Source organism: Aquimarina sp. AU119 (assembly GCF_900312735.1).
In the GTDB taxonomy this organism is placed as follows: Bacteria; Bacteroidota; Bacteroidia; order Flavobacteriales; family Flavobacteriaceae; genus Aquimarina; species Aquimarina algiphila.
Genome location: NZ_OMPF01000009.1, coordinates 54,299 through 81,228, shown reverse-complemented (window position 1 = coordinate 81,228; position 26,930 = coordinate 54,299). Strand labels below are relative to the sequence as shown.

General features: G+C 32.1%; 24 protein-coding genes. 10 read left to right on the top strand and 14 right to left on the bottom strand.

The window, feature by feature from the left end; all coding sequences use genetic code 11:
- The gene (locus DK442_RS08480) at window positions 1–600 is read right to left on the bottom strand and encodes a TetR/AcrR family transcriptional regulator (protein WP_109435435.1); all 600 of its coding nucleotides are present in this window, start codon (window positions 598–600) and stop codon (window positions 1–3) included.
- Between the two features lie 181 nt (window positions 601–781).
- Here DK442_RS08480 and DK442_RS08475 point away from each other — a divergent pair, with 181 nt between their 5' ends.
- From DK442_RS08475 to DK442_RS08465, 3 genes are all read left to right on the top strand, one after another.
- Window positions 782–2,344 (top strand): GMC oxidoreductase, encoded by a 1,563-nt coding sequence (locus DK442_RS08475; RefSeq protein WP_235010926.1) that lies wholly within the window; start codon window positions 782–784, stop codon window positions 2,342–2,344.
- Window positions 2,345–2,581: 237 nt separating this feature from the next.
- Window positions 2,582–3,676 carry a helix-turn-helix domain-containing protein gene (locus tag DK442_RS08470; RefSeq protein WP_109435434.1) on the top strand — a complete coding sequence of 365 codons (1,095 nt, stop codon included), beginning with the start codon at window positions 2,582–2,584 and terminating at the stop codon, window positions 3,674–3,676.
- Window positions 3,677–3,835: 159 nt separating this feature from the next.
- Window positions 3,836–4,360, top strand: a complete 525-nt coding sequence (locus DK442_RS08465; RefSeq protein ID WP_109435433.1) for a hypothetical protein — start codon at window positions 3,836–3,838, stop codon at window positions 4,358–4,360.
- Window positions 4,361–4,626: 266 nt separating this feature from the next.
- Here the strand turns inward: DK442_RS08465 and DK442_RS08460 are convergent, their stop codons facing one another.
- The 9 genes from DK442_RS08460 to DK442_RS08420 form a co-directional block, all read right to left on the bottom strand.
- The gene (locus DK442_RS08460) at window positions 4,627–4,827 is read right to left on the bottom strand and encodes a hypothetical protein (RefSeq protein WP_109435432.1); all 201 of its coding nucleotides are present in this window, start codon (window positions 4,825–4,827) and stop codon (window positions 4,627–4,629) included.
- 5 nt (window positions 4,828–4,832) lie between these two features.
- Window positions 4,833–5,060 carry a putative signal transducing protein gene (locus tag DK442_RS08455; protein ID WP_109435431.1) on the bottom strand — a complete coding sequence of 76 codons (228 nt, stop codon included), beginning with the start codon at window positions 5,058–5,060 and terminating at the stop codon, window positions 4,833–4,835.
- A gap of 12 nt (window positions 5,061–5,072) precedes the next feature.
- On the bottom strand, window positions 5,073–5,810 hold the full coding sequence (locus DK442_RS08450; RefSeq protein ID WP_235010925.1) for a hypothetical protein: 738 nt from the start codon (window positions 5,808–5,810) through the stop codon (window positions 5,073–5,075).
- Between the two features lie 161 nt (window positions 5,811–5,971).
- The gene (locus tag DK442_RS08445) at window positions 5,972–6,958 is read right to left on the bottom strand and encodes an AraC family transcriptional regulator (RefSeq protein WP_109435430.1); all 987 of its coding nucleotides are present in this window, start codon (window positions 6,956–6,958) and stop codon (window positions 5,972–5,974) included.
- Between the two features lie 460 nt (window positions 6,959–7,418).
- Window positions 7,419–8,264, bottom strand: a complete 846-nt coding sequence (locus DK442_RS08440) for an N-acetylmuramoyl-L-alanine amidase-like domain-containing protein (protein ID WP_109435429.1) — start codon at window positions 8,262–8,264, stop codon at window positions 7,419–7,421.
- A gap of 187 nt (window positions 8,265–8,451) precedes the next feature.
- Complete coding sequence (gene leuB / locus DK442_RS08435) at window positions 8,452–9,567, bottom strand: 3-isopropylmalate dehydrogenase (protein WP_109435428.1); 1,116 nt, start codon at window positions 9,565–9,567, stop codon at window positions 8,452–8,454.
- 68 nt (window positions 9,568–9,635) lie between these two features.
- A complete protein-coding gene (gene leuD, locus DK442_RS08430) occupies window positions 9,636–10,223 on the bottom strand; it encodes a 3-isopropylmalate dehydratase small subunit (RefSeq protein ID WP_109435427.1) in 588 nt (195 codons plus the stop codon).
- Window positions 10,224–10,225: 2 nt separating this feature from the next.
- On the bottom strand, window positions 10,226–11,608 hold the full coding sequence (leuC, locus tag DK442_RS08425; RefSeq protein WP_109435426.1) for a 3-isopropylmalate dehydratase large subunit: 1,383 nt from the start codon (window positions 11,606–11,608) through the stop codon (window positions 10,226–10,228).
- An 81-nt stretch (window positions 11,609–11,689) separates the two neighbouring features.
- Window positions 11,690–12,862 (bottom strand): 2-isopropylmalate synthase, encoded by a 1,173-nt coding sequence (locus tag DK442_RS08420; RefSeq protein ID WP_109435425.1) that lies wholly within the window; start codon window positions 12,860–12,862, stop codon window positions 11,690–11,692.
- 213 nt (window positions 12,863–13,075) lie between these two features.
- Here DK442_RS08420 and DK442_RS08415 point away from each other — a divergent pair, with 213 nt between their 5' ends.
- The 4 genes from DK442_RS08415 to DK442_RS08400 all read left to right on the top strand — a co-directional run bounded on the left by DK442_RS08415 (window position 13,076) and on the right by DK442_RS08400 (window position 18,272).
- On the top strand, window positions 13,076–14,620 hold the full coding sequence (locus DK442_RS08415) for a hypothetical protein (protein ID WP_109435424.1): 1,545 nt from the start codon (window positions 13,076–13,078) through the stop codon (window positions 14,618–14,620).
- Window positions 14,621–14,751: 131 nt separating this feature from the next.
- Window positions 14,752–16,944 carry a T9SS type B sorting domain-containing protein gene (locus DK442_RS08410; RefSeq protein ID WP_109435423.1) on the top strand — a complete coding sequence of 731 codons (2,193 nt, stop codon included), beginning with the start codon at window positions 14,752–14,754 and terminating at the stop codon, window positions 16,942–16,944.
- Between the two features lie 56 nt (window positions 16,945–17,000).
- Window positions 17,001–17,810 carry a DMT family transporter gene (locus DK442_RS08405; RefSeq protein ID WP_109435422.1) on the top strand — a complete coding sequence of 270 codons (810 nt, stop codon included), beginning with the start codon at window positions 17,001–17,003 and terminating at the stop codon, window positions 17,808–17,810.
- Between the two features lie 9 nt (window positions 17,811–17,819).
- Complete coding sequence (locus tag DK442_RS08400; protein WP_109435421.1) at window positions 17,820–18,272, top strand: DinB family protein; 453 nt, start codon at window positions 17,820–17,822, stop codon at window positions 18,270–18,272.
- Here the strand turns inward: DK442_RS08400 and DK442_RS08395 are convergent.
- A complete protein-coding gene (locus tag DK442_RS08395) occupies window positions 18,260–18,955 on the bottom strand; it encodes an RluA family pseudouridine synthase (protein WP_109435420.1) in 696 nt (231 codons plus the stop codon). The genes DK442_RS08400 and DK442_RS08395 overlap by 13 nt on opposite strands.
- A gap of 99 nt (window positions 18,956–19,054) precedes the next feature.
- Window positions 19,055–19,873, bottom strand: coding sequence for a 3-methyl-2-oxobutanoate hydroxymethyltransferase (panB, locus tag DK442_RS08390; protein ID WP_109435419.1), 819 nt, complete (start codon window positions 19,871–19,873; stop codon window positions 19,055–19,057).
- Window positions 19,874–20,034: 161 nt separating this feature from the next.
- On the opposite strand from panB, the gene DK442_RS08385 reads away from it, so the two are divergent.
- A complete protein-coding gene (locus DK442_RS08385) occupies window positions 20,035–20,514 on the top strand; it encodes a nuclear transport factor 2 family protein (RefSeq protein ID WP_109435418.1) in 480 nt (159 codons plus the stop codon).
- A 61-nt stretch (window positions 20,515–20,575) separates the two neighbouring features.
- On the opposite strand, the gene DK442_RS08380 is transcribed toward DK442_RS08385, so the two are convergent.
- Window positions 20,576–22,000 (bottom strand): L-serine ammonia-lyase, encoded by a 1,425-nt coding sequence (locus DK442_RS08380; protein ID WP_109435417.1) that lies wholly within the window; start codon window positions 21,998–22,000, stop codon window positions 20,576–20,578.
- A gap of 228 nt (window positions 22,001–22,228) precedes the next feature.
- Between DK442_RS08380 and dnaK the strand changes: the two genes are divergently transcribed.
- The gene (gene dnaK, locus DK442_RS08375; RefSeq protein WP_109435416.1) at window positions 22,229–24,145 is read left to right on the top strand and encodes a molecular chaperone DnaK; all 1,917 of its coding nucleotides are present in this window, start codon (window positions 22,229–22,231) and stop codon (window positions 24,143–24,145) included.
- 218 nt (window positions 24,146–24,363) lie between these two features.
- Window positions 24,364–25,098, top strand: coding sequence for a head GIN domain-containing protein (locus DK442_RS08370; RefSeq protein WP_109435415.1), 735 nt, complete (start codon window positions 24,364–24,366; stop codon window positions 25,096–25,098).
- A 126-nt stretch (window positions 25,099–25,224) separates the two neighbouring features.
- Here the strand turns inward: DK442_RS08370 and ggt are convergent, their stop codons facing one another.
- Window positions 25,225–26,928, bottom strand: coding sequence for a gamma-glutamyltransferase (gene ggt, locus DK442_RS08365; protein ID WP_109435414.1), 1,704 nt, complete (start codon window positions 26,926–26,928; stop codon window positions 25,225–25,227).
- Between the last annotated feature and the right edge of the window lie 2 nt (window positions 26,929–26,930).

Genomic DNA, 26,930 nt, shown 5'->3' with positions numbered 1-26,930 from the left:
TCATTTCATTAGACCTTCAAATTTTAAGAACATATAATCCTTAATAATAGATTCTAGCGTTTTTTGAGTTTTATTAAAGAAAGTATCATCCATAATTAGCTGCATGATAAAATATTCATCAAGCTTAATAAGTAGTTCTGGTGATATAGGTTTAAATAGACCACCTTCGATTCCAGAAATATAAAATTGTTTTAAATCTTCCAATAATCCAAATAAAAAATCTTCAATGATTTTCCATGCCGTGGGATAATGTAACTCTAACTGTCTCAAATAAAAAGAAGAAATGTCTTTAGCGCCTTCGGTAAGTATACGAGCAAGTGTTTCATAATTATAATTCAATTGTAAAACTTCCATTGCGATCTCAGCCTTATACGTATTTAAGTTATCAATTCTAGTTTGGGTAATATATTCAAAAATCTCTTCCTTAGTTGTAAAATATTGATATATAGTAGATTTACTTTTTTTCATTAACAAAGCAAGATCGTCCATAGTAAGATTTCCCAAGTTTGAGGTTTTTAACTTGGGTAAAATAGCCAATGTCCATTGTTCTACCTTTTTACTTTTCTCTTTACGATTTCTAAGTATAGATTTTCGTCCCATATGTTGACAATTTGCTAAAACCGAACTATATTTGAGTAAATAGTATGGTTTTTGATTTGTATTGTTCAAAATTAATCATTTACCATATGAACTATTGGACTGTTTTGAAAAAAATAGAAAAAATTATTTATGTAAAAGAGGTAATAACATTTTGCCATACCAAAAAGAATATAATATTAAAATGATGAGAATAGAAGAGGAATATGATTATGTGGTGATCGGAAGTGGTTTTGGTGGCTCTGTTAGTGCTTTACGACTATCAGAAAAAGGATATAAAGTTTTGGTAATTGAAAAAGGAAAATGGTATGAAGCTAAAGACTTTCCAAAAACAAATTGGAACTTAAGAAAATGGCTTTGGTTGCCTTTTCTAAAATGGTTTGGAATCATGAAAATGTCATTTTTTAAGCATGTGGTTGTTATTTCGGGAACTGGCGTGGGAGGAGGGTCCTTAGTATATGCAAATACATTACCAATACCAAAAAAAGATTTTTTTATATCAGGCAGTTGGAAAAATCTTACAGATTGGCAATCTGAGTTAGCGCCATTTTATCAAATAGCATCTAAAATGTTGGGAGCACAAAAAAACCCAAAACTTTTTGATGGAGATAAAGCTCTGGAAGAATTGGCATCTGCGATGCATATAAAAGATAAATTCGAATCTACCAAGGTTGCTGTTTTTTTTGGAGAGCCTAATGTTACTGTATCAGACCCTTATTTTGGTGGAAAAGGACCTGACCGCACCGGATGTAATTATTGTGGTGGATGTATGACAGGGTGTAGAGTAGGGGCTAAAAATACGCTGGATAAAAATTATTTATATCTGGCCCAACAAAAGGGAGCTCAAATTTTGGCAGAAAATGAAGTCTTTGATGTTGTTCAGTCAAAAGAAGGGTATGAAATAAAATATAAGTCATCAACTCGATTTTTTAAGACTAAAAAAACAATAAAAGCCAAAGGAGTTATTTTTTCAGGAGGAGTTCTAGGTACTATTAAATTATTATTGAAGTTAAAGGAAAAATCATTACCTAAAATTTCAGATCGACTAGGATATGACATCAGAACGAATAATGAGAGCTTGATTAGTGTCACTAATCTTGATAAGAAAAAGGATATGTCTAAAGGTGTGGCCATTGGATCTATTCTTAAAACAGATCAAAATAGCCATTTGGAAATTGTAAGATATACCAAAGGATCTGGTTTTTGGAGGCTATCTCATTTACCATTAACTCATGGTAAAAATACTATTGTTCGAGTTGTAAAGATGATTACAAGCTTTGTCAAACACCCTTTGACCTATATAAAACTGTATACAACTAGGGATTGGGGGAAAAGCACAGCTATTTTACTTTTTATGCAAACATTAGATAGTACGTTGAAGTTTCGTCGTAATATATTTGGGATAATGAATACTAGAATTTCGGAAGGGAAGAAACCATCTGCATTTATTCCTCAATCATTGGGTTTAGCAAAACAATATGCATCTTTAATACATGGAAAAGAAACTGTTTTTGGTTTAGAGCCCTTAGCAGGAATTCCCTCTACAGCTCATATTTTGGGAGGAGCTGTGATGGGATCAAATGCATCCGAAGGTGTTATTGATAAGAATAACAAAGTTTTTGGATATGAAAATATGTACATCTGTGATGGATCTATGATATCTGCTAACCCAGGAGTGAACCCTTCTTTATCCATTACTGCAATTACAGAACGTGCAATGAGTATGATCCCTGAGAAGAAGCATTAGTGAGGGTATAGTATTACGACATAAAATGTAAAAGGAAATTCCAGAATTATTTTCTCCTTTAATCTATATAAAAAAATTAGCAAATCAGCTTATATTTAGTCTAAGACAAAACCACTCTTGTAATATCTCAGAATATTTATAGTTATTAGTGTGATGTATTTATAGGAGTATGGAACATTCGTACTCAAGTGATTTATACTTCTTATTGAATTTTAATATCATTAATTTCTTCAAAGATTGAATATAACACTATTAGATTTTGCAATTATTGTCAGTGGAAGTATAGGGTATTTTATAAGTATTGCATTAATAACTTCATCTTTTTATAAGAATCGTGCTAATAAATATCTCTCCTTATCGCTATTCTTACTCACAACTTTGACCTTATTAGATTGGTGTGATTTAGAAAATTACCTTTCCCAATTTTTAAACAATGTTATGCTAGATTTGCTGTTTGGAGTAATTCTATTCACCTATTTTCTAATTCAAATTCAGCATAACTACCTAAAAAAAAAGTGGTATAAATGGCTCTATGCTTTTTTCTTTATCTCGGTAATTATTGAAATTTTAGTTACGTTTTTCCATGCTATTTTTAACTTTTATAATCCAGATTTTGATGGTTGGGTATATTACATTAAGTATTTTGGATCGTTTGTTTACAATACGTTTTTAATTTTTTGGGCGAGGAATTTAATAAAAAGATCTAATACAATTTCTGAAGAGAAAAAACGTTGGTTGCTGAGATTAAACCTTTTTATTATCTGCATTGTTATAAGTTGGATTTTGTCTCATATAGAATCTTATGTATTCGACTCAGAATATACTACAGATTTTCTATGGATATTAATTTCTTTTTTATCGTGGTGGATATTGTATTATGGAGTGTTTAGATTACAAATAGTAGTTCAAAAAGACGAAATACACCAATATTTGGTCTCAAAAAAAACACATAGTAATCAGGCAAAAAAGAAGATAAGCGAGACTACTGTTTCTAAGATTATTAACCAACTTTATATAGTAATGGATGAGGAAGAGTTATATAAAAACCCTCTTTTAAGTCGATTAGATTTAGCAACTCGATTAGGAACTAGTGAAGGGTATTTATCACAGATTCTAAATCAGGAAACCAATAAAAGTGTTATTCAGTTTGTAAATGAATACAGAATTGAAGCAGCTAAAAACTTATTGCTTGATCCGGTATTTAATAAATATTCTATCCAAGCCATTGGTATGGAAGCTGGTTTTAAATCTAAGAGTACTTTCTATAACGCGTTTAATACCAGTTTAGGAATGTCTCCGGGAGCCTATAGAAAGTTTCAAAAAAAGTCCTGATTTGTGTAATTCGGTTATTTCAGGACTTCTTCAATCCCAAAATTACTCTTTTATTTTTTTGATCAGTATACTTTTACTTCAGTAGATCAAAAAACATAAATAACTCACAAGACTCAACTTAATCTTAATTAATAACAAATTTCAAAATTAATGTTTAGTATGAAAAAAGTAATTTTTGTTTCATTGTTGGTAAGTAGTTTTTATTTTGGATTTTCACAAAATATACAACAAGAAGCATCAGTAGAAAAATCTGTTTTTGGAATTCAAATCGGAGTTCTAGGCGCGTGGGTTCACAATGAATTAAGATTATCCAATCAAATTGCTTTACGAAGTGAAATAGGCTTAGGAGGTGTTAGTTTTGATCATATTGAACCTATGATAGCATTAGAACCTCGATGGTATTACAATCTAAACAAGCGTGTTGATAAGGGTAGAAGAATAGATGGTAATAGTGGAAATTATATCTCGTTTAGAGCCAGTTATCGTTTCTTTGATATTTCAGAAGCTGAAAACGATAATCAAGACTATCTATTACTTACTCCCACTTGGGGAATCAGAAGAAATATTGGAAAACATTTTAATTATGAAGCTGGACTTGGTATAGGACTTGCATTTCGCAATGAAAATGGAAAAGAAATAGGTTATACATCTGTTTTTAATCTCAAAATCGGATATCGTTTTTAATTTCTTACAACAAAGATTGAGTTTAAAAATAAATACAAATAGATTATGGTTTTCTTCAGTTCTAATATCACCAGACATTCCCTGTTTTACTTTTTACAGAAAATTAAAATTATGATAGTATATAGAGTCAAAAAAAGAAATCCCTTTTATAATAAACTCAATGACCTAAGTGTGCATAGCCTAAGCTTCTAAAGGTATTCATTTAGAATCAATGAGATGGGTATTGGGGATATTGATTATTGAAACAAACAATAATGGCCGTTAGATTAATTTTTTGGAGGAGTCTGAAAATGCCGATAAATCATATATCCTCCATACCCAATAAATAGTATGGTGATTATAGATTTAAAGCTCCACTCGGCTTCAGATTGCAACCTATTGTATAATCGTAAACCACCAAATACAACAAGTGCAATGCCAATCATTAAATCCCAGGCTTTACGCGGAGATTGATTTTTGTTTTCCATATAATCTAGGATAAGCTTTTTTCAATGATAGGAATAGCATCCTCCATATCGTTCTTCTTTACAAAAAGTTGAATATGATCAGGGACTCCTCCTCCAAAACCAGCTATCATACCCGATTTCATATCATCTCTTGTTATCGAATTAATCCCCCTATCCTGTAGTAAAGTTTGTAAAAACTGAACGTTTATTAAACTTCCTGTATATACTCTTTCGTATTCACTTTCTGGAAACATATTTTGGATGTATTATGCATTAAAATATTTACTATTCCAGATGGAAGTATTAAAGTTTTTACCAAGAGCAAATCCATAGAATAAAACTACAGCTGCAACAGATTTAAACATAAAGAAAAATATCATTACCAATTGGGTAGTATCATTATGTTTACTAAATAGACCATCAGGAACCATAAAAGTAAGCAAAACACTTATTATAAAAGTAAGAAATAGTAAATTCTCAAAACTTTTAAAAAACCACATTATATTTTTGCGAAGTGGATGTAGATCATTTCCCCATTTATGAATCAAATAAAAATAATCATTACCCATAGGAGCAAAAAGTAATGGGTCATCTGCATTTTCTAGTTTAAAAAGTTTTGATGGTGCTATTATTTTGAACCCTTTTAACTCTGTCTGATGCTGTCTTTCAAGATTTTTAATAGCCAGTAAAGCAGATTGAGGTAGTTTTCCTTTGAAATATTTTGAATCTAAAAAACGTAAACGGTAATCAATACATATTTTTTTAATTTGATCGATATGATATATCTTATTCGTTTCTAGTGAATCAAAATCAAAGGTGTTTTTGCCAATATCTACCGAGTTATTTAGATTTTGAAGAATTCGTCCCTGGTTTTCTTCTTCTTTTCTGAAGATTTCATTGACTTGATCTTTCCATGATGAAACATCAAATTTTTTTGCTCTTAGTTTATTAAGTTTTTGTTCAATATTTGTTCTGGGAAGTAGCATTTTCTTTTTCTTTAGCATCACTAAATTAGCGATTTAAGGTAAGTTTTACAAAAATGTATGGACATATTGAATTGGATACTTGGTATTTTAACTATTGTCTAAACCGAAGTAATGATATGTTGTAATACATGCGTTAAAAGTGAAACAAAAAAAGGTTTTTTTAAAATGATTGCAAATAATTATTCTTCTAACTTTTTAAATTGATTAGGTGTTAAATTAGAGAATTTTTTAAAAGTAGTATAAAAATTAGATTTGGATTTAAAACCACATTCCAATCCAATAGATTCTATTGTATAGTTATCATATTGTGAATCAATAAGCATTTTTTTAGAAGCTTCTACTCTTAATTCATTAATATAATCATTAAAACTATTCTGAGTATGTGTATTGATCAGTTGCGATAAATATCCGCTACTAATTTGAAATTTTTCAGCAATACTATTAAGGCTTATATCGGCTAATAAATATTTTTTTTCTTTTACGATATAATCATTGATTTTAACAAAAGTAGCATGTCCTGTCTTTTTTGATAATTGGGGAGTAGTTAATTTTTCTAATCTTTCGTGAGAAGAAGATCTGTTTATACCCACATATCCTATCCAATAAATCCAAAGAGATAAAGATATAAAGAATGGATAGCCAAAGTATGAATCCTTCATGTCTATTAAGACTCCTATAATCACTGATATCATACCAAGGGATACAATTCCGATTCCTAATCGTATAAGATTTTTTAACCAAGTTGTTTCTTTTTTTATTTTTTCAATCGATTTTTCATGATTATTCTCATACGAAATGACCATTTTATACATCATATAGATAACAATAGGTGTATGAATAAAAGAAAGTAAATTAGTATATAGAAATAGACCTTGTTGGTAATAATTAGAGATTATAAAATCGTTATCAAAATATATTTGATAAATAAGCTGAAGTGAATGTAATATAGTTATCAAAAAAAAGGGGGCAATAAGAAAAGTCAATAACGATTTGCTTAAAGATTCTTTCTGTAAAAAGCTATGCGCAAAAAGATAAAACATCGGTGCTACCATCCATTGCCAAGGAACATACGCTCTTCTTATAATCGATGTGTCATCAAAGTAATTAACATCGATAAGCATATGTTGAATATTACTAATAGATAGAAATAGTACTGTAAGCCCCAAAAAAATGGTGCTTTTAGATTGATGTTTTTTTATAAAAACAACAATATAACTAAAAATGATTCCTTGGATCGAACCAAAAAGAATGAGAAGTTGAAAAAAATTGAAGTTGATGGTTTCCAAAAAGAGGTTGAGTTATTTGGTTTTTATTGAGTATTTTTTATTCTGTTTGCTTACAAAAGATGTATTTCTTTTTTTAAGAAATGTAGATATAAAAATTTGATGCGATCGTTTTAAAATTTATTTCTAACATTATATTTATCTTATATGAGTTATATTCTATTATATAGTAGCACTAAGTTAAATTTCGTTACTGTTAATAGAATGCATAAATGTAAATATGCCTTATTTAAATCAATATTCGATAATGAGTAATAGTACTTACTAATAAAAAATAATAATACTAAGTGTAGTAAAAACTATACGTTTGAAGATATATTGCTTTATTTTTTTTAATAAAGCTTTATTGTACTCGATTGACTATTATCCCCGTATTTTTACGTATTCCTTGTAGATAATCAACTAATGGAAGTTTAGAAATCTCTACTTGCCCTTTTGATGAGGCGTGTAATAGGTGTATTCTTCCATCTTTTTCTCGAATAGCAATTCCGGTATGAGTTACATCAAGTCCTGTTATAGCTGTAGTTAATGCGATAATATCACCAGACTTAATTAGATGTTCATTTTCCTTAATTTTATCTTTTGGAAGAAAGCATAATGTAGATTGACCAATTTCTTTTTCAGATTGTTGTATGCCTTTAAAGTTTTGATCTTCTTTAAGAAAAGGGTAGAGGTCACGATGAGTGCTCATAAAGTTAATGTCTTTTTCCATCTCGATACCACCAATATCTCCACTGATATTTTTTATAATACCTTTCTCTTCATTATTAGTGATCCATTCTGAAAAATAATGTAATCTCGAAGGGTAGCCATTTAATACACCATTTTTGTAACGTATTTTTTCCAGATAGCTCGTAAATGTATCAAAATCACTTTTGTCATTTTTGAGCATTAAACTAAATACCAATACATTCTCGATATATGTAGTGCAGTCCAAACCTTGTAAATTAATTACTAGAGTTTCTTCAATGCCAATTTCTAAAGTCTTAGCTACATAAGGAGTGCCTAAAAATGTTTTGCCTACAAAAATTATAGTTTCACTAAAATTACTTTTTGTAAGATATTCTTTTTTTAGTTCCTGTATTCGAGTTGTAAAAATTTCTTTATCCTTTGCAGAACATGTTATTTCTTGAGCTGTTATTGAATTGGCAAGTATAAAAAAAAGAATTATGTAGATTTTTAACTTCATTAAAAGTGTTAAATAAGAGTTGTTTTTTTTGGTAAAGTACAAAAAAGGTATGATATCTTTTTCAATTAATGAGTTTGTCAAATAAAGAAATCACTATATATAACTGATTTTTCAGCTTTTTGTTTCAATAAAAAAGCACTCTAAGAATCTCTTTGAGTGCTTTTACAAAATTATGTATAGCGTTTATTTATATAATAGTAGATTGACCTACATGTATATTTTCAAAATTGATATTCGAATCTTCTGGATTAAGAATATAGTCGGCAATAAAATCTCCTACTTTTTCTGTCGTAAGAGGATTACTAGTATTTAGGTCAGGTGTAGTAAGATTTAATTCTAATGCTTTTTCTACAGCATCTCTAATCGCATTAGCTTCTCCCATCAAATTAAAATGCTCTAATAGCATTGCAGCAGATAGAATAGCTGCAATAGGATTAGCAATTCCTTTTCCTGTTGCTTGCGGAAATGATCCATGAATAGGTTCGAACATACAACATGTATCACCAATGGAAGCTGAAGCTAATAGACCAATAGATCCGCCAATAACACTAGCTTCATCAGAAATAATATCACCAAACATATTTTCTGTAAGCACTACGTCAAATTGGCTTGGATTTAGTATCATTTGCATTGCAGCATTGTCAACAAATAAAAAATCCAGGGATACATCACTGTATTCTGTTGCAATTTGAGTAACTACTTTTCTCCATAGCCTTGACGATTCTAAAACATTGGCTTTATCTACTAATGTAAGTTTCTTTCTTCTTTTTTGTGCGGCTTTAAATGCCAGATGAGTAATTCTCTCAATTTCTTCCTTAGAATATTCACATAGATCAGACGCTACATTACCATCTTTACTGATTTCTTTTTTTCCGAAATAAATCCCACCTGTTAATTCACGATAGATAGAAATATCTGTTCCTTCGATAATCTCACGTTTAAGAGGAGATTTATCAATTAGAGTGTCATAAGCTTTTACTGGGCGTATGTTGGCATAAAGTCCAAGCTCCTTACGTAACTTTAATAACCCTTGCTCTGGACGAACAGGAGCGCTGGGATCATTGTCATATTTTGGAGCTCCGATAGCTCCAAATAGTACAGCATCTGTATTAACACAAAGCTCTAAAGTTTTATCTGGTAAAGGGGTGCCCGTTTTGTCAATCGCGATTGCACCAACCAAACCTTCTTTAAATATAAATGAATGGTCAAAGTTATGTGCAACAGCTTCTAGGGCTTTAATGGCCTGTGCGGTTACTTCTGGCCCTATACCGTCTCCTGATAATACTGCGATATCTAGTTTCATCTATTCTTTTGTTTCTAATTTTTATTCTTTTTTTTGATCAAATCTTAGTTTGACAATATTTTATTTTCTTAAGCTTTAGAGTTTTCAAATTCTTCGATCTCTGCTTTATTACTAATTAAAAAATCAATGTCATCATACCCATTAATTAAACAGGTTTTTTTATAAGGATTAATTTCGAAATTAGTAGAAGAGTCTGTAGCTAGAATAGTTATTTTTTGATTTTCCAAATCTACTTCGATCTGCGAATCAGGATTTGATTTAATTTGATCAAAAAGTTCTTTTAAGTATTCTTTATCAACTTGTATGGGGAGAACACCATTATTTAAAGCATTCCCTTTAAAGATATCTGCAAAAAAACTAGAAACAACCACTTTGAATCCATAATCATTAATAGCCCATGCTGCATGTTCCCTACTAGACCCACATCCAAAATTATCACCCGCTACGAGTATACTTCCATTGTAAACAGCATTGTTTAATGCAAAGTCTTCATTTACACTTCCGTCTTTCTTAAAACGCCAATCTCTAAATAAGTTTTCTCCAAATCCATCCCGACTTGTTGCTTTTAAAAAACGAGCAGGAATAATTTGATCAGTATCCACATTTTCTATCGATAATGGTATAGCAGAGGATGTTAGTGTTGTAAACTTATCCATAATTAATTTAGTTGTTTGCTTATATCAATTATTCTTCCTTCTATTGCAGTTGCTGCAGCCACTAAAGGACTTGCCAAAATAGTTCTTGAACCTTGTCCTTGTCGCCCTTCAAAATTTCTGTTTGATGTGGACACACAATATTCTCCTTCAGGGATTTTATCATCATTCATGGCAAGGCAAGCTGAACATCCTGGTTGACGGAGTTGAAACCCGGCTTCTTCAAAAATAGTATTCAATCCTTCTTTAACAATTTGTTGAGCTACTTGCTGAGATCCAGGGACAAACCAAGCGGTAACATTATTCGCTTTTTTCTTTCCTTTAATATAATTAGCTGCCACTCTAAAGTCTTCGATTCTACTATTAGTACAACTTCCTATAAAAACATAATTTATCTTTTGGTTTACTAAAGATTGACCTTTTTCAAAGTTCATGTAGGCCAATGATTTTTCGAATGAAGCATTATTTTCTGAAGGAATATTTTCAGATATTTTAATACCCATTCCTGGATTGGTACCGTATGTAATCATTGGTTCTATATCTTCAGCATCAAAATGATACTCTTTGTCAAAAATAGCACCTTCATCAGTAGGTAATGTTTGCCAATACGCTACTTTTTTATCAAACTCTTTCCCTTGAGGAGCAAATTCTTTTCCTTTAATGTATTCAAAAGTCGTTTCATCAGGAGCTATCATCCCTCCACGGGCTCCCATTTCTATACTCATATTGCAAACGGTCATACGACCTTCCATAGACATATCTTCAAATACATTTCCGGCATATTCGCAAAAGTATCCTGTACCTGCGTTAGTACCAAGTTTTGCGATTACATACAGGATGACATCTTTTGGTAAAACTCCCGATTTTAGCTTTCCATTTACATTTACACGTAGACTTTTTGGCTTTTGAAGTAATAAACATTGACTAGCAAAAACTTGTGCAACCTGACTTGTTCCGATTCCGAAAGCAATAGTTCCAAAAGCCCCATGAGTAGAGGTGTGACTATCCCCACAGACCATGGTCATTCCTGGTTGGGTAATACCTAATTCTGGTGCCATAACATGCACAATACCATTGTACTTATGACCAAGTCCGTATAGCGTAATGTTGTTCTTTTTACAATTTTTTGTAAGCTCTTCTAATTGATTTCTGGAAAGGTCGTCTTTTACCGGTAAGTGTTGATCAACAGTTGGAGTATTGTGATCAGCGGTAGCTACGATTTGATCAGGCCTAAAAACAGGAATTCCACGTTGTTCTAGTTCTCCAAATGCTTGAGGACTGGTAACTTCATGGATTAAGTGTTTGTCAATATATAAAATCTGCGGCCCGTCTTTAATCTCTTTGACGACGTGTGCATCCCAAACTTTATCAAACAAGGTTTTCTTCATATATCTCTAAAAAAAGACCTACGATTTTACATACTGATATAAGATCAGTATCGACTCGTAGGTTTATTAATGTATTTTTTCTTAAGCTACTACAGCAGCAATTACATTTGTATTTTTCATAATTTGATGAATATCTTCATCAATTACTTCTTTCTTATGATCTGCAAAATTCAAAAACTCTTTGTAGACATCATCTAATTGAAGTTTGGTTAATTCATACCCAACTTTCTTTGCTCTATATGCCAAAGCTGCTCTTCCGCTTCTTGCAGTAAGGACTATAGCTGATTCGGTGACCCCAACTTCAGCAGGATCAATAATTTCATAAGTCTCACGATTTTTAATAACACCATCCTGATGTATTCCAGAACTATGAGCAAAAGCATTTGCACCTACAATAGCTTTATTGGGTTGAACCATCATACCCATATGATCAGATACCATTTGACTAGTTTCATATAATAGCCTAGAGTTAATATCGGTATTCAAATTTAGATATGGATGTTGCTTCATAATCATTACAACTTCTTCAAGAGAAGTATTACCTGCACGTTCTCCAATTCCGTTAATAGTGCATTCTATTTGTCGTGCTCCATTAATTGCTCCAGAAATCGAATTAGCCGTTGCTAATCCTAAGTCATTATGACAATGACAAGAAATAATCACATTATCTATTCCTGTAACATTTTCTTTCAAATATTTAATTTTTGCTCCATATTCTTCTGGAAGACAATACCCGGTAGTATCTGGAATATTAAGTACAGTCGCTCCAGCTTTAATCATGGCTTCACAGACTCGTGCCAGAAACTCATTATCTGTGCGACCAGCGTCCTCGGCATAAAATTCAACATCTTCTACAAAAGATTTGGCAAATTTTACAGCGGCAATACCGCGTTCAATAACTTGGTCTTGAGTAGAATTAAATTTGTACTTAATATGAGAATCAGAAGTACCGATACCAGTGTGAATTCTTGGTCTTTTTGCAAACTTAAGTGCTTCTGCAGCTACTTTAATATCATTTTCTACAGCTCTTGTTAGTCCGCAAACCGTTGCGTTTTTAACGATTTTGGCTATCTCATTAACCGAAGCAAAATCTCCAGGACTTGATACAGGGAAACCAGCTTCTATAACATCAACACCCAAGTAATCGAGCTGTTTTGCGATAACTAATTTTTGTTGAGTATTTAGTTTACAACCAGGGACCTGTTCTCCATCTCTTAATGTTGTGTCAAATATTTGGACTTTATTATCGCTCATGAGAATTCTATAAATAATTATAAGTTCAGTGCTTTTAGATAAAAGATTATCTTTTTTTTAAATATTCTTACAAGATGTTTCTTAAATCTCTTACGAATTTATATTTTGGGAATTCAAAAAGGAAGTATTGGGATATACATTTTACAATGCTAAAATGTTTTAATGAAAACTTAACTTTCTTTTAATCAATTAATTACAATATATTTTCTTACAATGACTAATGATCAAAAAGATCCTTTGTTTGTTTTAGTTAAGTCACTTTCTAAATCCGAAAAGCGACAATTTAAAGTGTATGTAGGTAGATTGGGTGTAAATACTGACTCAAAGTTCCTTGCTCTTTTTAACCATTTGGACAAGAGTGATACTTTAAATGAAGAGCTTATTGTAAAAAAAGGAATTGTGACAAAATTGCAAATCTCGAACCTTAAAGCTCATTTATATAAACAAATATTAATAAGCCTTAGGTTAAGCCCTTTACATCAGAATATAAGATCACAAATACGAGAACAGTTTGATTTTGCATCTATTCTGTATCATAAAGGATTGTACAAGCAGAGTTTAAAAATATTAGAAAAAGCAAAAGCTCTTGCAAAAGAGAATGAAGAACATAATATTGCTTATGAAATTGTAGAACTCGAAAAAATTATAGAAACGCAATATATTACAAGAAGTATTAATAATAGAGCAGATGAATTGACAATTGAGGCAAAGATGTTGAGCATGAAAAATGTTTTAACCAGTAAGCTATCAAATTTGTCATTGCAATTGTATGGATTAATGCTAAAAAGTGGATATGTTAGAAATGATAAGGAGCATAGCATAATTACGAACTATTTTAATAGTAAGCTTCCAAAGTATGAATGGAATATGCTAGGTTTTAGGGAGAAATTATGGTTGTATAAAGCCCATTTGTGGTATAGTTTTATAGTCCAGGATTTCTTATCGTGCTATAAATATTCAAAAAAATGGATAGATCTATTTTATGAACACCCAAAAATGATTGTTCAAAATCCGGTTTTTTTCTTAAGAGGAAATCATTATTTGTTAGAATCCTTATACTTGATAAAAGATAAAGCTCAGTTAAAATCAACATTATCAAAGTTAGAAAACACCATAGCAGATGAAACATTTCCAAAAGATGATAATATTGATGTATTGTCGTTCCAATTTATTTATAATAATAAACTCAATGTACACTTTTTAGAAGGTAGTTTTGAAGAAGGGGAACATTTGGTGGATGATATTCTTAAAGGGATCGAGGAATTTAAGAGTCGTTTGGATGATCATCACATTATGGTTTTTTACTATAAAATAGGTTGCCTGTATTTTGGTATGGCTAATCATAAAAAATGCATCGAATACCTGGCGAAGATTATCAATAACAAATCTCTAAAGATGAGAGAAGACTTAATGTGTTTTTCTAGAGTACTTAGTTTGGTTGCACATTATGAAGCTGGTATGGATTATCATTTAGAAACTCAATTAAAAGAAACCTACAGGTTTTTAATTAAAATGGATGACTTACATGAGGTGCAAAAGGAAATGATTAAATTTTTGAAAAATCTGGGTGATATTTTTCCTCATCAAATAAAGGATGAATTTAGAAAACTACATAAAACACTAAAAGAATACGAAAATCATCCTTATGAAAAAAGGGCTTTTTTGTATTTAGATATTCTTTCTTGGTTAGAGAGTAATATTGAAGGAAGACCAGTGGCAGATATTATTAAAGAAAAAGCAGAAGGACTTGTAAGATAAATAAAGGATAATACTATTGTTAATTTTTTGTTAAAGAAAATAAAATCAGTAGGGTAATCGTCTTTTTGTTTGTCTTTAGAATAAGGAATCTAAATAATACAATTATCGCAAAAAAATACGCTCTGACTTATATGATTAAAATTAAGAAAGCAGTTCATAAATTAACAGTATTCTTTTTTTTGATACTTGCCTTTTCTGCTATTGGTCAAATACGTGTTGATGATAGTTCTTTTAGCCCAAAACAGCTTATAGAAGATGTTTTGATAGACAGTCCATGTGCTAAAATCGAAAATATAATATCTTCTACTGGGACTAAGGCAGGATTTAATGGTATCGGATATTTTGAATCGAATGGTTCGGGTTTTGAGATTGATAAAGGTATTATTTTGAGCACTGGTAATGCAAAAAGTGCAGTCGGTCCCAATAGTTTTGATGCTTTAAGTGAAGGAAATGGAAGTGATTGGGAAGGCGACGAAAGTTTAGGCAGAATTACAGGTACAGGTAGTCTGTTTAATGCTACTTTTATTCAGTTTGAGTTTATTCCTAGTATAGATTTCATAAGTTTCGATTTTTTATTCGCTTCAGAGGAGTATATAAATAACTTTCCGTGTAGTTTTTCAGATGTCTTTGCCTTTATTTTAACTGATTCTGCTGGAAATTCAAGAAATCTGGCGGTTTTACCTGATACAACTCCAGCAGTTCCTATTAAAGTAACTACAGTAAATGAAGGAGTAGATTTAAATGGCGATGGTGATTTTGATGATGTAATAGACGGAATTTCTGAATGTCGACCAAGAAATCAAAAGTTTTTTAATAAAACTACTGCTCCGGGAACAGATTCTCCCATAAATTTTAATGGGTATACCAAAATTTTGAAGGCGTCAGGAAGCGTTATTGTTAATGAACGTTATACCATAAAAATGGTGATTGCTGATAATAGAGATGGTCAATTTGATTCTGCGGTTTTTTTATCTGCAGGTAGTTTTAATATTGGAGGAGACTTAGGAGATGATAGAACTATTGCAAACGGAAATCCGGGGTGTTTAGGAGAATCAATAGTATTAAATGCTACTATTGGAACCGGATCTACCTATGTATGGATGAAAGATGGTGTTCCTTTGGCTCCAGGTGATGGAACTACAGTACTTGCCGGGGGAGAGCAATTAGAAGTAACTCAGGATGGAACATACAGTGTAGATATCGATGTTTCTGGTTTATGTGCATCATCTGATTCTGTTGATGTAGAGTTTGCGATTCCCCCAACTATTGCAAGCTCACCAGAAGACCTTAAGTCTTGTGACCCAGAAAGAGATGGTGTAGCTTCTTTTGATTTTAGCAATAATACTCTTTTAGCATTAGGAAGTCAGGACCCATCGATATATAAAGTGTCATATCATCTCAATAAGGATGATGCAGATAATTATACAGGATCTTTTGGAGATAATGTAATTGCTACACCTAATGATTATGAAAACATTTCTTCTCCTCAGACAATTTGGCTTAGAATTGCAGAATCGACACAAACATGTTATACTACGGTTGCTTTCACAATTACAGCGTTACCTATAGCTCCAATTATTTTGGAAGAAGAGTATGCAAGATGTCTGAGTCAAGACGGAACATTAATTAATATATTACCAGATGATATTGAAGTAGAATTGGATGCTGCTGAATATACTTTTCAGTGGTACGCAGGTGTTCAAGCAGTAATGGGAAATGAAATTCCCGGAGAAATAAATGCATCTTTTACACCTCCTGTTTCAGGAGATTACTCTGTAGAAATAACAAACCGAGCTAATGGATGTTCTATATCCAAAAGTATTAAAGTTGTAGACTCATATCCTCCAGAAGAGATTAAAGCAGAACTAATATCGGGAGCATTTTCAAATAATGGTAAATACGAAGTTACAGTAACCGGAAACGGACAATATGAGTATAAAATAGACAATGAAGATTGGCAAGAATCTAATTTGTTTAGTGATGTTACTAAAGGTGAGCATACAATAACCGTTAGAGATATTAAGATGTGTGGAGAGCTAAGTATTAAAGTTGAGTTAACTGCTGGGTACCCTGAGTATTTTACTCCAAATGGAGATGGTTTTCATGATTCATGGAGAATTGAAGGAACAAAAAATGTTAGTATTTCAGAAGTGTTGGTTTTTGATAGATTGGGTAAGTTTTTGGTGAATTTAGGGCCGCAAGGAAATTGGGATGGAACATATAAAGGCAGACAATTACCTTCAAATACATATTGGTTTAGAGTATTATATACAGAACAGGGTGTACTTAAAGAATTTAAAGCTAATTTTACACTTTTAAGATAAACAATTTGCCAAAAAATAACCAACACCTAAGAAACGTATTAGAACTAAATCTAGCGATGCTTCTAATCAGCACCTCGGGTGCTTTAGGAAGATATATTGATATGCCAGTACCTGTAATTATTGGGTTTAGAGCATTATTTGCAGGAGTCCTGCTTTTTATCTTTTGCCGTTGGAAAGGTATTTCTTTTAAGATAGGAAGTAAAGATCAACCTACTATTCTTTTAAGTGGTATACTGATGGGGTTACATTGGATCACTTATTTCTATGCCTTGAAATTATCTAATGTAGCAATCGGAATGCTATCTATCTTTACTTATCCAGTGATTACTGCATTGTTAGAACCTGTTTTATTAAAGACAAAATTTCAAAAAGTACATTTGCTTCTAGCATTATTGGTCTTGGTCGGTATTTATTTTTTAGTACCCGGTTTAGATTTTAGTAATTCATACACAAAAGCAGTGGGACTCGGAATCTTATCAGCTATATGCTATTCATTACGGAATCTGATTATGAAAACCAAGGTTGCAAATTATAATGGTTCTGCGTTAATGTGGTATCAATTAGTTATTGTAAGTATTTTTCTCTTACCTTTTCTTTTCTTTATGGATAGTTCGGGAATAAAGGATCAATGGATGCCAACCCTCACTTTAGCCTTGTTGACCACAGCTATAGGGCATACATTATTTTTAGGAAGTTTTAAACGTTTTTCAATTACAACTGCTAGTATTATAAGTAGCGTGCAACCAGTCTATGGTATTATTATTGGAATGATTTTTTTGAAAGAAATTCCCGTGTTCTCTACAATAATAGGAGGTGTTTTGATTCTAACTTCTGTAATTATCGAAAGTATAAGAACATACAAATAATTAGTATTTATGCAGGACATGATTTTGAAATTAGAAGATTTGGTATATAAAACAAGTAAAACTATACTTGAATTTGGCGAAGATGTAGTTAGTTATAAAATATCAGAGATAAAATGGTCTAAAAAAGAAATTTTAGGACATCTAATCGACTCTGCAATACATAATTTACAACGATTTACAGAAGTACAGTTTGAACCTAAACCGTATATAGTTAGAAAATATAATCAAAACGATTTGGTAAAAGTAAATCGTTATCAAGAATGCACAATTGAAAACATAGTTGAACTATGGGGTACGTTGAATAAACAAATTATTTTTGTTATTAAAAACTTAAGTACAGAAGAATTAAACTACAAAATCGATATTGAAGAGGATGATTTAAAAACCTTAGATTGGTTAATTGTCGACTATGTAGAACATATACAACATCATTCAAAACAAATTTTAAATCATAAGCAATGATCCCAAATCGAATCAGATGGAGGAGGGGCGATTATTGTAAGGGATTCTTTTTTGACCGGATGTATAAATGTAAGTTTTCTTGCATGCAGATGAATACTTCCATTTTTATTACTGCGATCTGCTCCATATTTTAAATCTCCTTTTATTATGGATCCTATATCAGAAAGTTGAGATCTTATTTGGTGGTGACGCCCTGTATGAAGATCAATTTCCAAAAGATAATAACGATCTAGTTTTTTAATTATTTTATATTCTAAAATTGCCTTTTTACTATCAGGAACTTCTTTTGTGTAGGCGTATGATTTATTTTGTTTAGGGTTTCTTTTTAACCAATGTATAAGAGTATCTTTTTCTTTTGGAGGTTGTTTTTTTACAACGGCCCAGTATGTTTTTTGAGCTTCTTTATTTGCAAATAATTTATTAAGTCTTGGTAAAGCTTTACTTGTTCTTGCAAATACAACAATACCACTAGTAGGTCTATCTAATCGATGTACTACACCTAGATATACAGCTCCTGGTTTATTATATTTTTCGGCAATATATTCTTTAACGACTTCACTAAGTGGAGTGTCACCAGTTTTATCACCCTGTACAATATCTCCCGGACGTTTATTGATAATAATAATATGATTGTCTTCATAGAGAACTTGCAGGTTATCTTTTGTAGAGAAACTTTTCGACATCTTGGTTTTTTAGATTATTAGATTTTAGAAGTATTGTAATGTAGTATTAAACTTTGACGTCATTTTAATAATAGCTCTAATAATCAAGTTTACTCAAAATTAATATTGCTCATTTTCATTAGGGAAATCAACAGCTTTAACATCAGTTACATATTGTTTAAAAGCGTTTGTCATTTCAGTATACAGGTCTAAATAACGTCTTAAGAAGCGAGGGTTGAATTCATGAGTCATACCTAACATATCATGTGTTACCAATACTTGCCCATCAACACCATTTCCTGCTCCAATTCCGATAATAGGTATAGTGAGACTTTCTGCAACTTCTTTAGCCAATTTGGCAGGTACTTTTTCAAGAACAATAGCAAAACACCCTGCTTTTTCAAGCATAAGCGCGTCTTCTTTTAGTTTTTGAGCTTCTTCTTCTTCTTTTGCTCTTACAGTGTATGTACCAAATTTATAAATAGATTGAGGAGTTAACCCAAGGTGTCCCATTACGGGAATTCCTGCATTAAGGATTCTCTTTATTGATTCTTTAATTTCTTTTCCACCTTCTAATTTTACAGCATGTCCTCCAGATTCTTTCATTATTCGTATTGCAGAACGTAAAGCTTCTTTGGGATCACTTTGATAACTTCCAAAAGGTAAGTCAACCACAATCAATGCACGATCAATTGCACGAATAACAGAAGAAGCATGATATATCATTTGATCCAAAGTAATAGGTAATGTTGTCTCATGACCAGCCATCACATTAGATGCAGAATCGCCTACAAGAATTACATCGACACCGGCGCCATCAACAATTTTAGCCATAGTATAGTCATATGCGGTTAACATCGATATCTTTTCTTTATTAGCCTTCATTTCCACTAGGGATTTAACCGTCACTCGTTTGTAATCTTTTTTAGCTGTAGACATTTGTATTGTTTTTTTTAAGGACTGTAAAAGTAATGAATTACCAATATGGTAACAAGAGTAATCTGCTTTTGATTTTTCTTTATGATATTGAAGTAAAAATTATCTATTTTAGAAAATAATTAAAACCTTACTTTTATATCGATCAAAAAATAAAAAACGTTATGTATAAATTATCATTATTATTTATTGTGCTATTTTCTTGGAATGCTTTTTCACAAAAAGAAGTAGCTGTAGATGATGTAAATAATTATAAAGAAGAAGTAAAACAAACCATTTTAAAGTTTTTTGAAGGATTTCATTCTGGTGATACTCTTAAAATGAAGAGTACCATGGATAATAATATAGTAATGCAAACTATTGCGAGGAATAAAGAAGGGCATTCTAAGACTATTAAGACAGATGTTGGAAAATTTGTTTTAGCGATTAAAAATAGACCGGCAGAACAGAAATGGGAAGAACGATTATTATCATTTAAAATCGATACAGATGCATTTATAGCAAATGCCTGGACTCCGTATGAGTTTTATGTCAATGATAATTTTAGTCATTGTGGAGTAAATGTATTTCAGTTATTCAATGATGGTAAAGACTGGAAAATTATTGCTCTTGCAGATACCAGACATCGGGAAGGATGTAAATAAATATTAAAAAATTGATTAAGAAAAGAGCCTTACTGTTTTAGGCTATGATTGTTAAATAAATCTAACAATCACTTAGGCTAACTTTAATAGCCAGACCACCTTCGCTTGTCTCTTTATATTTGGTATTCATATCTTGAGCGGTTTCCCACATCGTTTCTATTACTTTATCCAAAGGGACTTTAGCATTTGCAGCATCTGTATCTAATGCCATTTCGCATGCATTAATTGCTTTTATGGCACCCATAGCATTTCGTTCTATACAAGGAACCTGAACTAAACCACCTATGGGATCACAGGTGAGTCCCAAATGATGTTCCATAGCAATTTCACTAGCCATAAGGACTTGATCAGGAGTACCTCCCATTAACTCAGTTAATGCTCCAGCTGCCATTGCTGATGAGACACCAATTTCGGCTTGACAACCACCCATAGCAGCAGAAATAGTAGCTCCTTTTTTAAATAAGCTTCCAATTTCGCCAGCAACTAACATAAATTGTTTTACATCATCAAAGTTAGCATCGTGATTCTCGATAACCATATAGTACATCATGACTGCAGGAATAACACCAGCACTTCCATTTGTTGGAGCAGTTACGACTCTTCCTAAAGAGGCATTAACTTCATTTACTGCTAGGGCAAAGCATGATACCCATTTAAGGATTTGACGAAATTTTACTTCGGTATCTCGAATAGATTCAATCCATTCTGTAGGTGTACTATAGGGAGTAGTACCTATCAATTTTTTATGAGTATCATAAGCTCTTCTCCTAACATTTAGCCCACCAGGTAATGTCCCTTCTGTATGACAACCTATATACATAGATTCGAGCATTGTATTCCAGACTTGAGCGATTCGATTATTAATCTCATCATCACTTCTTAGTGATCTTTCATTTTCAAGGACGATTTCAGATACTTTTTTGTTTTGAGAAGTACAATATTGAAGTAAATCTGTAGCTTTTTGTATAGGTAAAGGAAAATATTGAAATTTTTCAAGTTTCTTCTCTTTTCTTTTTCGTTCTTCCTGTACTACAAATCCACCTCCGATAGAATAGAAAGAAGAAGATATTTTTTCTCCGTTGTTCAATATGGCATGAAATGTCATACCATTAGGGTGAAACTCTTTAAATTCTCGATTAAATATAATCTGTGTCTTAGGGTCAAAAGGTATTCTTATCTCATTATTAAGGATAAGTTCTTTATCAGTGTTAATAGTATCTATAATAGAAGATATGGTAGAAACATCTATGGTTTGAGGATCATAACCACATAATCCTAAAATTACAGCAATATCAGTAGCATGACCTTTTCCTGTTAATGATAACGAACCAAAAAGATCAACCGTGATTACAGTAACAGATTCAAATACTTTGTTACTTTTTAATTCTGCTATCCATCTTCGACCTGCTCGCCAAGGACCTAATGTATGTGAACTAGAAGGACCAACACCTATTTTCAACATATCAAAAACACTGATACATTCCATAATTTAAACTATTGATAAAATTTAAGCGGTAAATATAGTTTTTTGACAATAAAGAAACTTGTTTTTTAAGGAATAGTTACTACTGTTTTTTATTTAGAGTTAATAGCTTGTTTAATATTAATATAATAGATTGTAATGACATCCTGTCAGATTGATTGTAATGGCATAATCATTGACTTAACAGCATTGAATTAGTACGAATAATAGTATAATAATTTAAATATAAAAATGAGTAAAATAATAGGAATAGACTTAGGGACAACCAACTCTTGTGTTTCTGTAATGGAAGGTAATGAGCCTGTAGTAATCCCTAATGCTGAAGGTAAGAGAACTACCCCTTCTGTCATTGCATTTGTAGAAGGAGGAGAAATTAAAGTAGGAGATCCTGCAAAGCGTCAAGCGGTTACTAATCCAACTAAGACTATCTCTTCGATTAAAAGATTTATGGGAAATAAATTCTCTGAATCTTCAAAAGAAGCCCAAAGAGCAGCTTATAAAGTTGTAAAAGGAGATAATGATACGCCACGAGTTGATATTGATGGGCGCTTATATACACCACAAGAATTATCTGCAATGACACTTCAGAAAATGAAGAAAACAGCAGAAGATTATCTTGGTCAGGATGTCACTAGTGCAGTAATTACTGTACCAGCTTACTTTAATGATGCGCAACGTCAGGCTACCAAAGAAGCAGGAGAGATCGCTGGTCTTAAAGTAGAAAGAATTATCAACGAACCTACAGCAGCAGCATTAGCTTATGGTCTTGATAAAAAAGGTACAGATCAGAAAATCGTAGTATTTGATTTTGGTGGAGGTACACATGATGTTTCTATACTAGAATTAGGTGATGGCGTTTTTGAAGTTTTATCTACAGATGGAGATACACATTTAGGAGGAGACGATGTAGATCAAAAAATCATTGATTGGTTAGCAGAAGAGTTTAAAAGTGAAGAGAATATGGATCTAAGAGAAGATCCAATGGCTTTACAACGTCTTAAAGAAGCTGCAGAAAAAGCTAAAATTGAGTTATCATCATCTGCTCAAACTGAAATTAACTTACCATATGTTACAGCTACTGCAAGTGGTCCTAAGCACTTGGTAAGAACACTAACAAAAGCAAAGTTTGATCAATTAATAGATGATTTAGTAAAAAGAACGATAGAACCATGTCGTACAGCACTTAAGGCTGCTGGATTATCAACTAGTGATATTGATGAAATTATATTAGTAGGAGGATCTACTCGTATTCCTGCTGTACAGGAAGCTGTTGAGAAATTCTTTGGTAAATCACCTAGTAAAGGAGTGAATCCAGATGAAGTTGTTGCAGTTGGAGCAGCTATCCAAGGAGGAGTATTAACAGGAGATGTTAAAGATGTTTTATTATTAGATGTTACTCCACTTTCTTTAGGTATAGAAACTATGGGTAACGTTATGACTAAGCTTATTGATGCAAATACTACGATTCCTACTAAGAAATCACAAGTATTTTCTACTGCAGCTGATAACCAACCATCGGTTGAGATTCATGTATTGCAAGGAGAGCGTCCTATGGCTGCAGATAATAAAACCATTGGTCGTTTCCATCTTGATGGAATTCCGCCAGCACAAAGAGGAACTCCGCAAATCGAAGTTACTTTTGATATTGATGCCAATGGTATCATAAAAGTTTCTGCTACAGATAAAGCAACAAATAAATCTCAGGATATTCGTATCGAAGCTTCTTCAGGATTGACAGAAGAAGAAATAGAGAAAATGAAGCAGGAAGCTGAAGCTAACGCAGAAGCAGATAAAGCAGCCAAAGAAACTGCTGATAAGCTTAATGAAGCTGATGGAATGATTTTCCAGACAGAGAAACAACTTACTGAGTTTGGTGATAAATTATCTGATGATAAGAAAAAACCAATCGAGGAAGCTTTAGAAGAATTGAAAAAAGCACATGAGACAAAAGATCTTGCTGTTATCCAACCTGCTCTTGATAAAATCAATGAAGCTTGGAAAGTAGCTAGTGAAGAAATGTACAAAGCTCAGGCCGAAGCACAACAGAATGGACAACCTGGACCTGATACAGCTTCAGATCAACCTTCTGGAGATAATGGTTCTGAAGGAAGTGATGTAGAGGATGTTGATTTTGAAGAAGTAAAGTAGATTATTCTTATACATAATGATAAAAATGCGCAACCATAGGTTGCGCATTTTTTTTATGCACATTTTTAAATTTAATAGATGTAGAGAATAAACAAACAAGTAAAATTTATAGTACAAACTGTAACAATAAGAGAAGAATTTTGTCTATTTATCAAACATACAATCATTAAAGGAATCTCATAACAAATCAATTCATTCATTATTTAAAAACGAATCATATGAAAACAAACAGCAAAATCATCAATTCACTATTATTCATTGTGATTGCATTATTTACAATTAATTTGAGCGTTGCTCAAAATAAAATAAAAGGTAATGGTAATGTTACTAAGGAAGAAAGAACAATATCTTCTTTTAATGAGCTTATAGTAAAAGGAGTGTATAATGTATACTTAGCACAAGGACAAAAAGAATCTGTTACTGTAGAAGCAGATGAAAATTTACAACAGGTAGTTACGGTAAAGAACCAAGGTAATACTCTTGTTTTAGGTTGGAAAAAAGGAATGAATGTCAAGAAAAAAACAAAAATGAATGTTTACATAACTTTAAAGGATTTAAAAAGACTTAAAGTTACCGGAGTTGGAAATGTTAAAACGGCTTCAGAACTTTCTTTGACAGAACTTGACCTAAAAGTTTCAGGAGTAGGAAATACATCGTTAAAATTAAACTGTAATAAATTAGAAGGAGAGATTTCTATGGTAGGGAATTTAACCCTTGAAGGAAAAGTTGGAGAAATGAAACTTGATAATAATGGAACGGGGGCGTTACGAGCATATAATTTAATTGCACAAAAATTAGAGGTTAATAATTCTGGCATCGGAAAAGTTGAAGTTAATGCAGAAGAAGAAATAAGTATCACATCTTCAGGTATTGGAAGTGTTTATTATAAAGGAAATGCCAAAACTACGAAGTTAGATCATAAAGGTATAGGTAAAATCAAAAAAGTAAATTAATTTTAAATTTGATAAAAACCGTTTTTTATCAATAATTTATTTTCCAAAAAACCGGATAATCATAGCTGTTATCTGGTTTTTTTATTTGGTATTTGTATCACAATAAGAAAAAAATGGAGTACTAAATTAAAATCCAACTGCAGTATCATCTCCACGCTTATCCGCTCCTCCTTCCAGGGTGCCATTTGGTAAAACTAGTATTCCATCAACCTTACCAATAATTTTTGAAGTTTCTTCATCAATTTTATATCCTTTTTGACTTAAACTATCTAATAATACGGGGTCAAAAGATTCTGGTTCAAAAACTACAACATCAGGTAACCATTGATGATGAAAACGAGGAGCGTTTACGGCCTCTTGCATGGTCATCCCAAATTCTTCTACATTGAGTATCGTTTGTAATACAGAGGTAATAATTGTAGATCCTCCTGGAGTACCAATAGACATCCAGAATGTATCGTTTTTTTCTACAATAGTAGGAGTCATAGAACTTAGCATTCTTTTTTCAGGCGCTATTGCATTGGCTTGTGCACCAATTAGACCAAACATATTCGGAACTCCTGGTTTAGCACTAAAATCATCCATTTCATTATTTAAGAACGTTCCGATTTCTGGAGCATATAACTTAGATCCATATGCACCATTAAGCGTTATCGTTACAGAGATTGCATTACCAAATTGATCAACAATAGAGTAGTGGGTGGTTTCATCACTTTCATAACCAGGAATCATTCCGCAGTTTATTTCTGATGATGGTGTTGCTTTTTCAAAGTTAAAATCAGACATACGATCGGTAAGATATGGCATCCCAATTAGGGTGTCTATTGGTATTTTTGTGAAATCTGGATCACCAAGATAAAAACTACGATCTGCATATGCTCTTCGTTCAGCTTCTGTAATAACCTGAATCGTTTTAAGTTGGTTATGACCATATTTAGAAATTTCATAGGGCTCTATCATTTTCATGATTTGTGCTAAACAAACCCCTCCACTAGATGGAGGAGACATGGATATTACAGAAAGATTTTTGTAGTTAAACCGTACCGGTTCCCTCCATTTTGCTTCATATTTTGACAAATCTTCCAAAGTAATTATTCCTCCATTTGATTGTATGTGTTCAACTAGTTTTTTACCAGTTTCACCGGCATAGAATTCTTCTTTTCCATTTTTAATGATACGTTTTAGCGTTGCTGCAAGTTTTATGTTTTTGATAGTGTCTCCTGCTTTGTAATTTTTGGCAAAGAGAATAGTGTCTTTGTTAACTTCAAAAAACAATTCTTTATAATTTTCAAACCGTTTTCTTTGTTTTTCAGTAACTGCAAAACCACGATTAGCCAGATCAACTACCGGACTAAGTATTTCTTCTATTGGCAATGTACCAAACCTTTTGTGTACGGCAAAAATTCCAGCTATTGTACCAGGAACTCCAATTGCCAGAGCTCCGACTTGACTTTTTTCGGGTATCGGATCGCCATTTTCATCCAGATACATATCTTTATAAGCGGCAAGAGGGGCTTTTTCTCTATAATCTAATGCTCCTGTTTCTCCATCTGCTTTACGATATACCATAAAACCGCCACCACCAAGACTTCCGGCAAATGGGTAGGCCACAGCAAGTGCCATTTCTGTAGCGACCATAGCATCAAAAGCATTACCTCCTTTTTTCATAATAGCAGCACCAATTGCTGAAGCTTCTTTTCTCGCCGAAACTACCATGGCTTTTTGAGTAATCAGACCTAATACAGGTTCGGTTTCTTTTTGTTGATCAATACTATTATTTTTACAGGAGAAGAAAAGAGAGAAGAGTAATAAAAGAAATGTGTGTTTCATTA

Coding starts and splice junctions, on each gene's coding strand:
- DK442_RS08395 (WP_109435420.1), bottom strand. CDS start 18,955: ATGTCGAAAAGTTTCTCTACAAAAGATAACCTGCAAGTTCTCTATGAA.
- DK442_RS08410 (WP_109435423.1), top strand. CDS start 14,752: ATGATTAAAATTAAGAAAGCAGTTCATAAATTAACAGTATTCTTTTTT.
- DK442_RS08455 (WP_109435431.1), bottom strand. CDS start 5,060: ATGTTTCCAGAAAGTGAATACGAAAGAGTATATACAGGAAGTTTAATA.
- DK442_RS08420 (WP_109435425.1), bottom strand. CDS start 12,862: ATGAGCGATAATAAAGTCCAAATATTTGACACAACATTAAGAGATGGA.
- DK442_RS08480 (WP_109435435.1), bottom strand. CDS start 600: ATGGGACGAAAATCTATACTTAGAAATCGTAAAGAGAAAAGTAAAAAG.
- panB (WP_109435419.1), bottom strand. CDS start 19,873: ATGTCTACAGCTAAAAAAGATTACAAACGAGTGACGGTTAAATCCCTA.
- DK442_RS08405 (WP_109435422.1), top strand. CDS start 17,001: ATGCTTCTAATCAGCACCTCGGGTGCTTTAGGAAGATATATTGATATG.
- DK442_RS08450 (WP_235010925.1), bottom strand. CDS start 5,810: ATGCTAAAGAAAAAGAAAATGCTACTTCCCAGAACAAATATTGAACAA.
- leuB (WP_109435428.1), bottom strand. CDS start 9,567: ATGAAACTAGATATCGCAGTATTATCAGGAGACGGTATAGGGCCAGAA.
- DK442_RS08465 (WP_109435433.1), top strand. CDS start 3,836: ATGAAAAAAGTAATTTTTGTTTCATTGTTGGTAAGTAGTTTTTATTTT.
- DK442_RS08385 (WP_109435418.1), top strand. CDS start 20,035: ATGTATAAATTATCATTATTATTTATTGTGCTATTTTCTTGGAATGCT.
- leuD (WP_109435427.1), bottom strand. CDS start 10,223: ATGGATAAGTTTACAACACTAACATCCTCTGCTATACCATTATCGATA.
- DK442_RS08380 (WP_109435417.1), bottom strand. CDS start 22,000: ATGGAATGTATCAGTGTTTTTGATATGTTGAAAATAGGTGTTGGTCCT.
- DK442_RS08400 (WP_109435421.1), top strand. CDS start 17,820: ATGCAGGACATGATTTTGAAATTAGAAGATTTGGTATATAAAACAAGT.
- ggt (WP_109435414.1), bottom strand. CDS start 26,928: ATGAAACACACATTTCTTTTATTACTCTTCTCTCTTTTCTTCTCCTGT.
- DK442_RS08370 (WP_109435415.1), top strand. CDS start 24,364: ATGAAAACAAACAGCAAAATCATCAATTCACTATTATTCATTGTGATT.
- DK442_RS08460 (WP_109435432.1), bottom strand. CDS start 4,827: ATGGAAAACAAAAATCAATCTCCGCGTAAAGCCTGGGATTTAATGATT.
- DK442_RS08415 (WP_109435424.1), top strand. CDS start 13,076: ATGACTAATGATCAAAAAGATCCTTTGTTTGTTTTAGTTAAGTCACTT.
- dnaK (WP_109435416.1), top strand. CDS start 22,229: ATGAGTAAAATAATAGGAATAGACTTAGGGACAACCAACTCTTGTGTT.
- DK442_RS08475 (WP_235010926.1), top strand. CDS start 782: ATGATGAGAATAGAAGAGGAATATGATTATGTGGTGATCGGAAGTGGT.
- DK442_RS08440 (WP_109435429.1), bottom strand. CDS start 8,264: ATGAAGTTAAAAATCTACATAATTCTTTTTTTTATACTTGCCAATTCA.
- leuC (WP_109435426.1), bottom strand. CDS start 11,608: ATGAAGAAAACCTTGTTTGATAAAGTTTGGGATGCACACGTCGTCAAA.